Genomic DNA, 13,285 nt, shown 5'->3' with positions numbered 1-13,285 from the left:
GTATTATAATGAAGATACTTTTATCTAAGGAGTCTAAAATGATATGCGAAGAAGACGATTATACGGCAAAAAGAAAACGAACAAACTTCACTATAAAGACTTAACTTGTGAACACCCTCTGCCCGCTTTGCCTATGAGTTATACAAGTGAAGCTCCTTTTTACTATTATGAGGCGTCAGAAGACGAAAAACAAAACGACTTTGAACTATATTCAGAGATTTGTATCATGAATCAAGAACATTTTTTCGTCAGAGGCTGCGTTGAAATTCCCGTTCTTAATGAAGAAGACCCTTTCATTTGGAACATTTGGGTTTCTTTAAGCGAAGAAAATTTTCATCGAATGATAAATTTATGGGAAAGTGACGAAAGAGAACATGAACCGCCTTATTTCGGCTGGTTTTCAGTTTCAATTCCAGGCTATCCTGAAACGTTAAATTTAAAAACAAATGTGCATACAAGACCTGTTGGAACGAGACCTCTCATTGAATTAGAACCAACCGATCATCCTTTAGCCATCGAGCAGCGGGAAGGGATAACGCTAGAGCGAATCAAAGATATACAAAAACAATTGTCTACCTATTAAAAAACCAAGACAGCCCCAGACTGTCTTAGTTTTTTACCTTTATGGCATGCGCTTTGCTCCGTAGTATTTAGGCGCCCAGTAGCTGTCTACTTTATAGTTTGTAATTTTCACGCCCTCAGATGTGGATACGTGAACGACATAGTCATTTCCAATATAGATAGATGGAATAAGTGAACTTCCTTCAAAAAAGACGAGATCTCCCGGCTTCAAGTCAGATTGTGAAATGGTTTCTCCTGCTTCCCACTGCTGACTTGCATAGCGCGGAATGTCTTTTCCAGCTGCTTCTTTATAAATGTATTGAACAAAACCAGCTGTATCAAAGCCTGTAGAAGGACTTGTCCCAACTTGTGCGTAAGGTACTTCTCCTACATATTTAAGAGATTCCGTCACAAATGGATTGTCTTTTGACAGCGATAAGCCATCGTAGCGCCTTGCTCCGGCGTACTTAGATGTCCAGTAGCTGCTTGTTAGGTACTCAACCGTCACATTTTCGCTGCGCTTGGCGTGAATAAACTGATTGCCGCCTGCGTAGTAAGGTAAGAACCCAGCGCCTTTTCATATTACTATGATAGGTTTCCAAGAACTCCCCTCCGAACCGTACGTACACCTCTCGGTGTATACGGCTCTCCACTTAACCTTAGTCTAGCTTTCCATTGTGCAGGTCTCGATGACACTTTAGACACAGTGCTACAGTTTTTCTTTGTCTTCCAATCATCCACTTTTCCCACTTTGCTTTCCCTTTTAAATCTTTGATTTTTCTAACATGATGCATTTCAAGGGGAGAATTTGTTTTACCACACCATTCGCATGTTGTCGCTTTAAGTCTATCTATTAGACTTGTTTCACCTTTATTCTTCTGCTCGTTCACTAATAAATCGGTGGTCGACTTGTCTTTTACAGATGGATTGTAGGTGAAGCCGTCTGAGTATAGAGTACATTTCTGTAGACCTTTTTTTGTGGAATAGGTCACTGTAAATACTCCATTTTCACAGTATTTCCTAGTGATTTTCTTTATGGTTGTTTTATATTTGTTGGCGAACGTTTTATACATGCTATATTTCATATGGTAGTAAAACTTATTAAGTACACTTACATTCTTGGCTAGCCTGTAGTAATTGTACATTCCTCTAATTTGGGCGTTATAGATTCGGAGAATCTCTAAATCGTCTAGATCTATGAGACTGGTTCTGTGAACTGGTTTCCAAGTGCCATCTGGCGTTATTTTTAAGACCCTTAAATCTTTTAACTTATCAACCCATTTTTTATGTGGTACGTATAGTGTGCATGTGTAAGATTTAGATCTTCTCATCCGTCCATCCTTACACATTTTCCGATCTTGATTTCGCGATACCATCACGTCATACCCTAAGAATTGAGCTGGTTTACTCGAGTGCGTAATTAGTGTCTTTTCTTGTGAGAGATTTAATTGAAGTTCTTCTTTAAGAAATTTAGTTAGTTTTTGTTTTACTTGTTGTGCCTCTTGCTTACTCCCAATCATTCCTATCAAGAAGTCATCTGCATACCTTGTGTAGTACATTCTTTTAAAGTCTTCATCATTGGGCTTTACAACAGGTGTCTTACTCCGTTCCTCTCTCAGCTCTTTGATCATCAGAATGATATCCCTTTGTTTATCTGTACTAAGTTCGTCATTTCGCAAAATGTTTCTTACTTTACCTATTTTGTTACAGATTCTTTTGTATTCAGAACTCGGCTTTCTTTTAGTACCCTTGTTAAATTTCAGCACGAGTTGTTCTACATATTTATCAAACTCATTAAGATAAACATTTGCTAGGATAGGACTAATAATTCCACCTTGCGGTGTGCCACTATACGTTTTATGATATTCCCAATTTTCCAAGTATCCTGCTCGAAGAAATTTCCAAATTAAATTGATAAATTTTTCGTCATGAATTCTTTTCCTGAGTATCTGTATAAGCTTATGATGGTTGATATTATCAAAAAAACTTTCAATGTCACCTTCTACAAACCATCTTGCACCATCGAAATGTGTTTTGATTTGCATCAACGCTGTATGACAGCTTTTTTGAGGTCTGAAGCCATGCGAAAATTTAGAGAATCTGCCTTCATATATAGACTCAAGTATCATTCTAATTATTTCTTGTATTAATTTGTCTTCTATTGAAGGGATACCTAGTGGTCTACGATTCCCGTTCTTCTTCGGGATATATACTCTTCTAACTGGTTTGGGTTGATAAGATTCAGTCTTTAACGCTTCAATGAGATTGTCTATGCGTTTGATACTCATTCCATCTATAGTTTTTCCATCTGTCCCTTGAGTCATATTTCCTTCTTTTGCATACATCTTTTGATATGCAATATAGTAAAACTCGGGGTTATATAAGTTCCTATAGAGACGCTCAAACTTATAGGTGGAATCATTAGATTTGGAAGCTAGACTGTTTAATACGTTATTTGGACTTCTCAAGAAGCCTCACGCTCCCTCCATATGTTGTATTAAACGATTAAGCTGTTTCCCTTCGCCTCGTAATAGGCTTTCCCTATCTCTGACTACTATGGAAACTCCGTTACCTTATTGAATTTTCATGAGCCACATACCTCGCTTTTTACCACTTGGTATCATCCTCAATAGCCTTTTTCATTGGGCATTTCAACTTAGGTAATCCCCTTTTAGCACTCTAAGGATAGCTTGTTATAATGTCGGATGTGACGTTCGTCCTTTTCCCTTCATTAGGGCTGCGTAACTCTTAGAACACTCGCAAAGACTCGGCATATATTAGTCTTTCCTTAGAGTTATACGACGTCTTCTAGTTACCTTTCGTCGTAAGCCACGTTATACTCGCTCAGGCTGTCATTCAAGCAGTTTAGCTTTCATCCTTATTTACAACATTTCGTCTTGCTATTCAGTCTTACCATGGCAACTTGGTAACTTATAGCTTTCCTAACATGCTACACTCCCCATTGGTTTCCCATCCGGATAAGTTAGGTGACGATAGGCTATCTGTGTTCTTTGCCTACTACCTTGCTAAGGTAGAATCCTTTTGAGCCCTTAAGGGCGCACAATGCCTACGTGTGAAATCCCTTCACGATACGTGTCTTTAAAAAAGATAACGTCTCCTGGCTTTAAATCTGCCCGTGCAACTTCTTCTCCAATTTGCCACTCCTGATCGGTTGATCGCGGAAGGTAGACGTCCGATGCATGTTGAAATACATAGGCAACAAATGCGGAACAGTCAAAACCGTCTGTTGGCGACTCGCCTCCAAATACATATGGCGTGCCGAGATGTTTTAATGCTTCTGCAATGACTTCATTATCTTTTGCAATTTCCGGTGCTCCTGTAATGCGCTTTGCTTTGGCGAAATGTGATGACCAATAGGCGCTGCTTGAAATGTTTTTCACCACGACTTTTCCGTCTGAAGAAGATGCATAAATCATCTCATCGTCTCCGATATAAATAGCGGCTACGTTCACTTCACCGTTTTCATTAGTGTCAAAAAACAATACATCACCCGCTTGCAGCTCGTTTTTATCAACGTCTGTCCCAAGCTCTGACTGTTCTTTCACGGAACGAGGCAGCGTTGTATCCAGCGTTTGCTTAAACACATATTGAACGAAGCCAGAGCTGTCAAACCCTTCGCTTAGCGTCTCTCCTCCAGATGTATAATCGGCTCCTTCATACGTTTTTGCTTTATCAGCAATCACGTTTTCATCTGTAGCAGCCTGTACTTGCACAACTTTTTCTGCAGGAAAAGCGCCTTCATAAAAAGTGGCAAGACTAAGCCCTAACGCTGTGACCATAAGAGGTTTCATTACTTTCATGTCTGTTCTCCTTTGTTTTTTATTTCATCCAAGAAGTTTTATATGTAAATGGTTCCCCTGTTAAAGTATGGTGCAGATGGATAGGAATTGGCCAGTACCTTTTGACTTAAATATGCTTCCCTTCCAAAGTCCTGTAAAAAATCCATAAAAAAACTCGGCGCATATTATTACGCCGAGCTTTTTTATTTCATGCCCACCTGGATATTTGCTGCTTTTTGTTTTTGACGTAAATTTGCAATCCACTTGTAGTAAAGTGTAATCAAAAGAACAAAAATACCAAGCGCAAAGTACAATTTTGAATAGCCTAAAGCACCTGCTGCAATTCCTAATACAAACGAACCAACTGCAATTCCGCTATCATAAAACGTAAAGAACGTGGCAGTTGCATATGCGCTTCGGTGAGCAGGCGCTGCTTGAATGGCCAGCGTTTGGAAGCTAGGAAGCAGCGTTCCGTAGCCTAGTCCTACTAATGCACCTGAAAACAGCAGCATCCAAGAAGAATGCGTAAAGCTTAAGCTAAATAGACCAATCGCAAAGACAACGCATGATGGAATAATCACGATGTTTGGACCAGATTTATCGAATAGTCTTCCGGTAAACGGTCGTGAAATCAGCATCGCAGCTGCGAAGACAACAAAGAAAAAGCTTGCTGTTTTAATTAATCCAAGCGACTGTGCGTACACAGAAATAAACGAAATAATACTTGCATACGAAAAAGAAACCAGAATACCTACAGATGAAATCGGCATGGATTTCTTTTCAAACAAGTCGCTCAGTGAAAATGATTTCTTCACTGGCGAAGCAGCGTTTTCTTGAAGATTTTTGACCATCATTCCACACAGCCAACCAACGAGCATAATCACGCCAAATACAAGGAAAATAATGTTGTATGCCATGTATTGATGAAGCGTTAATGCTACAAACGGCCCTGCAACTACAGCTAAGTTCATTGACATTCCGAAGTAGCCAAGCCCTTCTCCTCGTCGTTTAGCGGGAACTAAATCCGCTGCAATCGCTCCGGTGACGGTTGTCGCTAAGCTGAATGAAATTCCTTGAAAGAAGCGCAGTAATAAAAGCACGTTAAAATGGTGGATAAACATATATAAGAAGGAAGAAAGCGCAAAAATGAGGGTACTAAATACAAGCGTTTTTTTCTTTCCAATGTTTTCAATGACTTTCCCTGAAAACGGTCTAACAATAATCGCAGATAATAAAAAGATGGTAACAACAAGCCCTGCCTGCGTACTCGTGCCGTCCAAGGCGTCTAATACATAAATCGGCAGCAGCGTCAGCAATGCATAAAACACGACAAAAATAAAAAAGTTGGTAATCGCAATGCTGATAAAACTTTTAGTCCAGATTGGCTCCTGCTGGTTCGTCATTCATTTCACCCTTTTCTGTAGATTTACAAATTTTCTTTAATAGCGAAATAAGCTGATCCTGTTCGCTGTCGGATAAAGCAATCAGCAAATTTTCTTCTAAACGTTCAATTTCTTGCTGAATTTCTGGAAGCTTTTTCTTCGCTTGAGGAGACAAATAAACGATGCGCTCTCGTTTATCACTGCCTGCTTTTCGAACAATCCATCCGCTTTTTTCAAGCCTTGTTAACGTGCGGGTAACCGTTGGCGCTTCGACATTTAAATACTGCCAAATCTCCGTTTGCGTCATCGAGCCGAATCGCTTTAAACAAAATAAAATCGAATACTGTGAGCTGTATAGCCCGTACGCTTTTAATACTTCATTTACTTCTTTAATAGACAATCTCGACTTTTGATGAAGCTCATGAAACACCAAGTTATTCACTTTTCTCACCTCACCTTTTCATTTTATTTACCTAGGTAACTAATTGCTCTTTTATTAGTATATGTGCTGCTAGTTGATGTGTAAAGGCGGCCAAAAAGAGTAAAAATCAGCTGTTTTCTCTCATTTTCTACTAATGATTTACGCTTACACTTCTGTTTTCTTATTCTTTCGTATCACGAAACTTTTTGTATAGATTTACATGCACCTGCAAACTCTGTTAAAGAAGACGAAACAATATGCGGGAGGCTGGTATATGTTTTCACTGCGCGGCGATGCTCATAAAGTCTACCTTAAACTGAAAAAAGCGGCTCATCAAAATCAAAACGCAGCAGATATTGATGAATTAGCGGAAATGGAAGAAATCCGGCAGCTTTACCTTACGCTAGAAAGCGCTACTTTGCGAAAAGTGTATTACCGAATGACCAAAGAAAAAAACGGCTCCGGCGTCATCCCTATCCTTGTTTCTGCCTTGCCTTGGCTCTTTTTTTTATTTTCGCAGCGGCTGCAGCAATTTTTATTTAAAGACGGCAGCTGGCTTTGGATTATTTTTGTCGTGCTGTATGTTTTTATTCTCATTCCAAGCGTGTTTCTTCATTTCCGTGAACAATCGTGGGCTTCTGTTCATATTGAAATTATTCAAGACATTTTAAAAGATCGTGAAAAAGAGCCGAAACCCCTTTGAGGTCCGGCCCTTTTCTATTCATGTAGCTTATTCATCACTTTTGGAATGACGTGAGACAGTAAAAACCTACCTAAAAGAATCAGCAGGTAAATCATAATGAATTGAAAAACAATGAACACATGATGCGTATGTGCCCAAGCAAGCATATGAGTCGTAGAATAAGCCAATACAACAATTAATAGTAAAAAACACAGTACGTATAAAATACACTTACCCCAAGAGGTAGCTTTTATTTTCTTTTTAATAAGCCTGCGATGTTGAATTCCCTGTAAGCATATGTAGAGGGTCAATACAAATGTAAGCATATCTCGCCTTACGAAAAAAAGAATAAGTCCGATTCCTACAATCATCCACGTTAGCTTGTCATGATGCTTGTCTAGAAAGAAAAACATAAAATCCCCCTTCGAAATTAACGTGCTATTAGTTTAACACATAAAGGAAATTATGGTAAAAACCTAAATTTGTTAAATATTTCAGTGCAGAATAGACACCTATTCAATAAAAAAAGAACCTTATTATCCAATAAGGTCCTCTTTACCTATTATGAAATAGCTTGTCTGCTTTCTACGTCTCGACCTAACTTTCTTTTGATACGCTGCAGCGCGTTGTCAATTGACTTGACGTGCGTGTTTAATTCTTTCGAAATTTCAGCGTATGAATGGCCGTCCATATACAGCGTCAGCGCTTTTCTTTCCAATTCACTAAGTGTTTCCGCAATTTTTAACTCGCGGTCTTCCACTTTTTCTTGATGAATCAGCACCGCTTCCGGATTAGCAATTTGATCGCCAGGAATCATATCCATCAGCGTATAGTTTGATTCTTCATCATACAGAGGCTTGTCCAATGAAATGTACGAATTTAACGGACCGTGCTTTTGACGAGTAGCCGTTTTGATCGCCGTAATAATTTGTCTTGTGATACATAACTCCGCAAACCCTTTAAAAGATGTTAGCTTGTCTTCGTTAAAGTCGCGAATTGCTTTGTACAGTCCAATCATTCCTTCTTGGACGATGTCTTCTTTTTCAGCACCAATCAAAAAGTATTTTCTTGCTTTTCCCCTTACAAGATTTTGATACTTGTTGATTAAATACTCTAATGATTTTTCGTCTCCGCTGTGAACCATTTCAACCAAAACATGATCTTCTAACATAGCATAATTTTGAACTTTTTCAATTACGATGCCTGCGCTCACTCATATCCCCCCGTTACACTTAGTTGAGTTTTGATGTGTTCTAAACTGATGCATGATCTACTTGTTACGACGCTACTGCAATACGGTCCAGAAACGTAAAAAGCGTACAGAGTAAACTGTCGCTTTCCTCTCTCACTTTATGCTCTCCTGCATCTTTCTATAATCTATTATAAAGAAGTATAAACGATAAAAATCAAAAAGGTTGTCGAAATATGAAAGTGTTTGCAAAAAAAATCAATTTTTATAGAAAATTCACACAAATCACTTTATTATTTCATATAGTGACAGCAATCTGTCAAAAAAGCAATAAAAAAATACTTCCATATGAAATAAACTTACTCAAGCAGAGTAAGTCGAAGTTGCAGATGATACTGCGCATATAGGATTAGTTGCCTTCCGGCTTATCAGCATTTTTTGTTCCCTTGCTTTTATAAGGCTTTGCATTTTTCTTCTTTTTTGCACTCGCCTGCCAGCGGTTCCATCCTTTTTTGCCGGTGCCTCGCCCCGTGCCGCCTTTACCTTTTGCTTTACTCATACGTATTCCTCCGTTACCTGCGTGTTTGCTACAATAAAAAAAGACCCCGTCCAAAGTCGGAGTCTTTTTTGGATTGCATAAAATTATGCTTTTACAACGTTAGCAGCTTGTGCACCGCGTTGACCTTGCTCGATGTCGAAAGTCACTTTTTGACCTTCGTCTAAAGATTTGAATCCGTCGCCTTGAATTGCGCTGAAATGTACGAATACATCTTCTCCGCCTTCAATTTCGATGAAACCGAAACCTTTTTCTGCATTAAACCATTTTACTGTACCTTCAGTCATACTATTTCCTCCAGTGGTGGAATTACTCCACACATATATTACTACCCTTGCTCAATCGTACTATTTCCAGATAAAAATTTCTATTGAAGAATATTTCTCTTCTTTCAATTTCATACCGAACAAAAATAATTAAACTTAGTGTAACATATCAATTTAGAAATAGCAAGTCTCTGTTCTAAGACAGGCTTTATCCTAATTATGTATCGGTTAAAACCCTCTGTGTAAGCTTTGAGGCTACCGACATTTCTGGATTGTGATGCGCCATAAAGTTTTTTCATTCGGCAATATGTATCATTTGCACAAAAATAAATATTTCATATCCTGCTTTCTAAGAAACTACGACGCTTATAAATGGACATGCACATTTTTTATCAATTTATTTTCCACTCTCTCTTCTCCCATGCAATAAAATAACCATTAATTACAAAAAAAGATAATAATAGTATATAATGATACGTGATTTATAGCTAAGGAGGAACAACATGATTCGTGAACGATCACTTTTGATAAAAGGACTCATCTTTTTACTAGCTGTTTTTATTTTAAACATCCCTTTCCCTAACTCAGCGCCGCTTATTAATTCTGTCTTTTCTTTTTTAGGCCTTCCCCTCTATGGAGATGAAGAAACAATGACGGGAATTCAATATGCTAACAATGCGTGGGGAATTATACTTTTACTTGGTCTTTTTGCACTTTACAAAAGTTTAAATCGTCACCGTTTAAAATTAACGATTTTAGCTGCGTTTATTGTCATATCGGGTCCTGGTCATATAGTTGAAGCGATGCAAAAGACCGTATTGCCAGGTATGTATGCCATTTCTTACGATGTGGAAAACAGCATTTGTACATTTGAGAGAAATAAAAAAGAAACCGTATTAACGGGTACCTGTGACCTTTCATTTGAAAATCACAGCTCAAAACCCGTTACGTTTGAAGTAGCACTAGATGAACGCTTCTATTTTAAAGAAGATACCCCTTTTTTACTTATGATGAATAAGCCTAGGCTTCATACTGTTACGTTGGAACCAAAGGCGTATCAAACTGTCGAAATCACTTCATCTGTCAAAACAGCCGACTTTCCTTCTAAAATCTTTATGGATGAAGTAAACGGCTTTCACGTAAACATTTATCAAAACGGGAAAAAACGTCATTTATAAGCATTGAAAAAAGCCCTTATAGGGCTTTTTAAATGAGTGAATTACCAGCCAAGGCCTCCGCCGTAGCAGCTGCAGCCGATGATTACTAATAAAATAAATAATACAACTAATAAAGCAAAACCAGATCCATATCCACATCCAGCGTTTCCAGACATACGAACACTTCCTTTTCTTTAGTTACTCTTTCCTCAAGAAAAACGCCGCTTGCATTTCGCTTGAGTTGGATTATCTTATGCCTGAACACGCCGATTTGACTCTGGTTTTTTCTTTTTTCTTTTTCCTTCTTGCCATGCACCTCATTAGTAAAAAAAGAAAATGCTTTTCAGCCCCTCTTACAAAATCATTTATTTCACTAGCTTACGTCTTTCAGAAGACCGTACTTCCGTGCGCTTTCCGATACCTAGTACATAGTAGCTCAGCACGACAATAGCTAAAAAGATAAGCCCGACAATCAGCGATATGCGCGTTTCATCATTAAACCACATGCCTACAAGCACCATAAGTAAAAACGCGATGGTTACGTAGTTCGTCACAGGAGCAAAAGGCATTTTAAATGGATGCTGATCCATCGCCGCTCCTTTTGCTTTTCGAAAACGAATTTGACTGATAAGAATGACAAACCATGGAATCATACCTGGAAGGACGCTCGCACTGTAAACGTACACAAAAACATTTGGCGGAGCAATATAATTTAAGACAACGCCCGCAGCTAACCCAATCATTACCGCAACGGTACTATAAATAGGCACACCGTTTCGAGAAACCTTTGTAAAAAACGCTGGAGCCTGTCCGTTTACGCCTAACGTATAAAGCATGCGTCCTGCGCTGAAAATTCCGCTGTTACATCCAGACATTGCCGCTGTAATGACCACAAAGTTAATGATTCCCGCAGCTGCCGTAATCCCTACTTTCGCAAATGTAGAAACAAACGGACTGCCGAGTGAGTCCAGCTCATTCCACGGATATACCGTTACAATGATAAAGATGGCACCGATATAAAAGATTAATATACGCCAAATCAAGCTTTGAATCGCGCTTGTTAACGTTTTTTTAGGATCTTTGGCTTCTCCTGCTGTAATTCCAATAAGCTCTACTCCTTGATAGGCAGCAATCACAAGCGACAGCGCAAAGAAAAAGCCGGACCATCCGCCTGTAAAGAAACCGCCGTTTGCCCACAAATTCGATAGTCCAAGCGCTTCTCCCCCGTTTCCAAGACCGAAGAAAACAAGGCCCAGACCGGCAATAATCATGAGCACAATCGTCACGATTTTAATCATTGCAAACCAAAATTCAAACTCTCCAAAAGATTTTACTGAGATTAAATTTGCCGCACCGAGAATGATCATGGCGATAATTCCCGGAATCCACGCCGGCAAATGCGGGAACCAGTACTGCATATAAGCTCCGACGGCAATAATTTCTGCCATGCCGACAATCACCCACTGAAACCAGTTGCTCCAAGCCGTAATGTAGCCAGCTAACGGGTGAATATATTTATGACCAAATGTCGCAAATGAACCCGTACTTGGCTCTAAGTAAAGCATTTCACCCATTGCACGCATAATAAAGAAAATAAAAACGCCGCAAATAGCATACGCAAGCAGGACGGATGGCCCCGTCCATTTAATGGTGCTTGCTGAACCCATAAATAACCCTACCCCGATCGTTCCTCCAAGAGCAATCATTTGAATATGACGAGATTCAAGCCCTCTTTTTAACTCTTTGTTTGCCAATTTACTTCCCCCTAGCCCCTCGTGATGATTTTCTCTTTTATTAAGAGATTCTTTTATTCCCCTGTCCTGATAGGGAATGATCATCTTTTTTCTTTTTCATAAAGAAGTACGAACATACCACAAATACAGCAATCAGCAGCGTGAGATAAAACTGAGTGCGAAGCGAATCAATAAATGCCATCGCAATAAAGATGCTTGTGATCGCCGCAATTGTTCCATACGTTAAATAAGGAAACAGCCACATTCTGATTTTTAAAGCTTCTGGCTTTTCTTTTTCGTATTTCTTTCTCATGCGAAGCTGTGAAAAAGAAATAACAAGGTACACAAGAAGCGCTACGCCTCCCGATGCATTTACTAAAAATAAAAAGATTTTATCAGGTGAAAGATAGTTAAACCCAACGCTGATGTAAGAAATCACGGTACATCCTACAATGGCATTAAACGGGATGCCTTTTTTATTCACTTTCAAAAACATACGCGGCGCGTCTCCGTTTTGCGCCATTGAGTACAGCATACGAGAACTCGTATATAGACCTGAATTTAAGCAGGACAAAACAGCAGTCAGTACGATAAAGTTCATAATTTGAGCCGCTGCCGGAACGTTTACCAGCTCTAATATCGAAACAAACGGACTTTTCATTAAGCTTGAAGAATCCCACGGAAGGATCGTTACTAAGATTAAAATGGACCCAAGATAAAAAATTAAAATACGATAAATAACGGTATTTGTTGCGATGGTGATCGCTCGCTCAGGCTGAGCTGATTCCCCAGCCGCTGTTGCGACAATTTCTGTTCCCATAAAAGAAAACATGACAATCGCCACTCCTAAAAAGACGGAGCTGATTCCATTTGGAAGAAATCCTCCTCTATGAAGAAGGTTCGACGCTCCCGGAGACTCTACTCCTGGTATTAAACCGAGGATGATCGCTCCTCCTAAAAGTAAAAACAGCACTAAACTAACTACTTTAATAAGTGAAAACCAGTATTCAAATTCACCAAATGATTTAACAGAGTATAAGTTCGTTAACGTTAATAAAAATGTCAGGAGGAGACTCACACCCCAAGACGGTAGAGACGGAAACCAATATTGAATAATCGTTGAACCAGCAATCGCTTCAACAGCAATAACAATTACCCAGAAAAACCAGTACAGCCAGCCGATTGTGTAGCCAGCCCACGGCCCAAGAGCTTCTCTGGCATAGGTCGCGAACGATCCGCTTGAAGGATTAGCCGTAGACATTTCCCCCAGCATTCGCATAACTAAAATCACCAACAAACCGGCAAACGCGTACGAAAAAATGGAACCAGGACCCGCTGCGTTAATGAGCGATCCACTTCCAATGAACAAACCGGCACCAATGATTCCTCCTAAAGAAATCATGGTTATGTGTCGAATTTTCAATTCTTTTTTTAACTCAGGCGGTTGATGACTCATGTTAAAATCCTCCTTATAGGAACCGTCATTTAAAGAATTACACGTTCTTCGCATCGCGCGTTAAATATGTAAGCCCTTACAA

The 13,285-nt window shown here is 39.3% G+C and carries 15 protein-coding genes; 3 read left to right on the top strand and 12 right to left on the bottom strand.

Features of this window, described 5'->3' with window-relative positions; genetic code table 11:
• Positions 1 to 43: 43 nt before the first annotated feature.
• On the top strand, positions 44 to 583 hold the full coding sequence (locus ACH0CI_RS05515) for a DUF2199 domain-containing protein (RefSeq protein WP_406900998.1): 540 nt from the start codon (positions 44 to 46) through the stop codon (positions 581 to 583).
• Positions 584 to 622: 39 nt separating this feature from the next.
• On the opposite strand, the gene ACH0CI_RS05510 is transcribed toward ACH0CI_RS05515, so the two are convergent.
• From ACH0CI_RS05510 to ACH0CI_RS05490, 5 genes are all read right to left on the bottom strand, one after another.
• On the bottom strand, positions 623 to 1,069 hold the full coding sequence (locus ACH0CI_RS05510) for a C40 family peptidase (protein WP_406900996.1): 447 nt from the start codon (positions 1,067 to 1,069) through the stop codon (positions 623 to 625).
• Between the two features lie 151 nt (positions 1,070 to 1,220).
• Complete coding sequence (locus ACH0CI_RS05505) at positions 1,221 to 3,029, bottom strand: reverse transcriptase domain-containing protein (RefSeq protein WP_406900995.1); 1,809 nt, start codon at positions 3,027 to 3,029, stop codon at positions 1,221 to 1,223.
• Between the two features lie 582 nt (positions 3,030 to 3,611).
• The gene (locus tag ACH0CI_RS05500; RefSeq protein ID WP_406900993.1) at positions 3,612 to 4,382 is read right to left on the bottom strand and encodes a C40 family peptidase; all 771 of its coding nucleotides are present in this window, start codon (positions 4,380 to 4,382) and stop codon (positions 3,612 to 3,614) included.
• 182 nt (positions 4,383 to 4,564) lie between these two features.
• Positions 4,565 to 5,764, bottom strand: a complete 1,200-nt coding sequence (locus tag ACH0CI_RS05495; protein WP_406900992.1) for an MFS transporter — start codon at positions 5,762 to 5,764, stop codon at positions 4,565 to 4,567.
• A complete protein-coding gene (locus ACH0CI_RS05490; protein WP_013058498.1) occupies positions 5,733 to 6,185 on the bottom strand; it encodes a MarR family winged helix-turn-helix transcriptional regulator in 453 nt (150 codons plus the stop codon). The genes ACH0CI_RS05495 and ACH0CI_RS05490 overlap by 32 nt, the downstream gene beginning before the upstream one ends.
• A gap of 253 nt (positions 6,186 to 6,438) precedes the next feature.
• Here ACH0CI_RS05490 and ACH0CI_RS05485 point away from each other — a divergent pair, with 253 nt between their 5' ends.
• Positions 6,439 to 6,867: a hypothetical protein gene (locus ACH0CI_RS05485; protein ID WP_033579981.1), complete on the top strand. Its 429-nt coding sequence runs from the start codon at positions 6,439 to 6,441 to the stop codon at positions 6,865 to 6,867.
• A gap of 14 nt (positions 6,868 to 6,881) precedes the next feature.
• Here ACH0CI_RS05485 and ACH0CI_RS05480 read toward each other — a convergent pair whose 3' ends face one another.
• The 4 genes from ACH0CI_RS05480 to ACH0CI_RS05465 form a co-directional block, all read right to left on the bottom strand.
• Complete coding sequence (locus ACH0CI_RS05480; RefSeq protein WP_406900991.1) at positions 6,882 to 7,259, bottom strand: hypothetical protein; 378 nt, start codon at positions 7,257 to 7,259, stop codon at positions 6,882 to 6,884.
• Between the two features lie 149 nt (positions 7,260 to 7,408).
• On the bottom strand, positions 7,409 to 8,059 hold the full coding sequence (gene sigH, locus ACH0CI_RS05475; RefSeq protein WP_049165990.1) for an RNA polymerase sporulation sigma factor SigH: 651 nt from the start codon (positions 8,057 to 8,059) through the stop codon (positions 7,409 to 7,411).
• A 385-nt stretch (positions 8,060 to 8,444) separates the two neighbouring features.
• Positions 8,445 to 8,600 carry a DUF3934 family protein gene (locus ACH0CI_RS05470; RefSeq protein ID WP_162837669.1) on the bottom strand — a complete coding sequence of 52 codons (156 nt, stop codon included), beginning with the start codon at positions 8,598 to 8,600 and terminating at the stop codon, positions 8,445 to 8,447.
• Positions 8,601 to 8,677: 77 nt separating this feature from the next.
• Positions 8,678 to 8,878 carry a cold-shock protein gene (locus tag ACH0CI_RS05465; protein ID WP_013058502.1) on the bottom strand — a complete coding sequence of 67 codons (201 nt, stop codon included), beginning with the start codon at positions 8,876 to 8,878 and terminating at the stop codon, positions 8,678 to 8,680.
• A 482-nt stretch (positions 8,879 to 9,360) separates the two neighbouring features.
• Here ACH0CI_RS05465 and ACH0CI_RS05460 point away from each other — a divergent pair, with 482 nt between their 5' ends.
• The gene (locus ACH0CI_RS05460) at positions 9,361 to 10,035 is read left to right on the top strand and encodes a hypothetical protein (protein WP_406900990.1); all 675 of its coding nucleotides are present in this window, start codon (positions 9,361 to 9,363) and stop codon (positions 10,033 to 10,035) included.
• A gap of 41 nt (positions 10,036 to 10,076) precedes the next feature.
• Here ACH0CI_RS05460 and ACH0CI_RS05455 read toward each other — a convergent pair whose 3' ends face one another.
• The 3 genes from ACH0CI_RS05455 to ACH0CI_RS05445 form a co-directional block, all read right to left on the bottom strand.
• Entirely contained in the window at positions 10,077 to 10,190 is a 114-nt protein-coding gene (locus ACH0CI_RS05455; RefSeq protein WP_080754474.1) for a YjcZ family sporulation protein, read from the bottom strand.
• 189 nt (positions 10,191 to 10,379) lie between these two features.
• Positions 10,380 to 11,768 (bottom strand): amino acid permease, encoded by a 1,389-nt coding sequence (locus ACH0CI_RS05450; protein WP_335707313.1) that lies wholly within the window; start codon positions 11,766 to 11,768, stop codon positions 10,380 to 10,382.
• A gap of 40 nt (positions 11,769 to 11,808) precedes the next feature.
• Complete coding sequence (locus ACH0CI_RS05445; protein ID WP_335707312.1) at positions 11,809 to 13,203, bottom strand: amino acid permease; 1,395 nt, start codon at positions 13,201 to 13,203, stop codon at positions 11,809 to 11,811.
• Between the last annotated feature and the right edge of the window lie 82 nt (positions 13,204 to 13,285).

It is taken from the genome of Priestia sp. 179-F W1.4 NHS (genome assembly GCF_045369295.1).
Taxonomy (GTDB): Bacteria; Bacillota; Bacilli; order Bacillales; family Bacillaceae_H; genus Priestia; species Priestia zanthoxyli.
Note: the sequence above shows the minus strand (reverse complement) of the source record. Positions and strands in the feature narration are given on the sequence as shown.

Excerpts from the sequence above, each read along its gene's own strand:
- ACH0CI_RS05515 (WP_406900998.1), top strand. The coding sequence starts at position 44 with ATGCGAAGAAGACGATTATACGGCAAAAAGAAAACGAACAAACTTCAC.
- ACH0CI_RS05500 (WP_406900993.1), bottom strand. The coding sequence starts at position 4,382 with ATGAAAGTAATGAAACCTCTTATGGTCACAGCGTTAGGGCTTAGTCTT.
- ACH0CI_RS05495 (WP_406900992.1), bottom strand. The coding sequence starts at position 5,764 with ATGACGAACCAGCAGGAGCCAATCTGGACTAAAAGTTTTATCAGCATT.
- ACH0CI_RS05485 (WP_033579981.1), top strand. The coding sequence starts at position 6,439 with ATGTTTTCACTGCGCGGCGATGCTCATAAAGTCTACCTTAAACTGAAA.
- ACH0CI_RS05480 (WP_406900991.1), bottom strand. The coding sequence starts at position 7,259 with ATGTTTTTCTTTCTAGACAAGCATCATGACAAGCTAACGTGGATGATT.
- ACH0CI_RS05465 (WP_013058502.1), bottom strand. The coding sequence starts at position 8,878 with ATGACTGAAGGTACAGTAAAATGGTTTAATGCAGAAAAAGGTTTCGGT.
- ACH0CI_RS05460 (WP_406900990.1), top strand. The coding sequence starts at position 9,361 with ATGATTCGTGAACGATCACTTTTGATAAAAGGACTCATCTTTTTACTA.
- ACH0CI_RS05455 (WP_080754474.1), bottom strand. The coding sequence starts at position 10,190 with ATGTCTGGAAACGCTGGATGTGGATATGGATCTGGTTTTGCTTTATTA.
- ACH0CI_RS05445 (WP_335707312.1), bottom strand. The coding sequence starts at position 13,203 with ATGAGTCATCAACCGCCTGAGTTAAAAAAAGAATTGAAAATTCGACAC.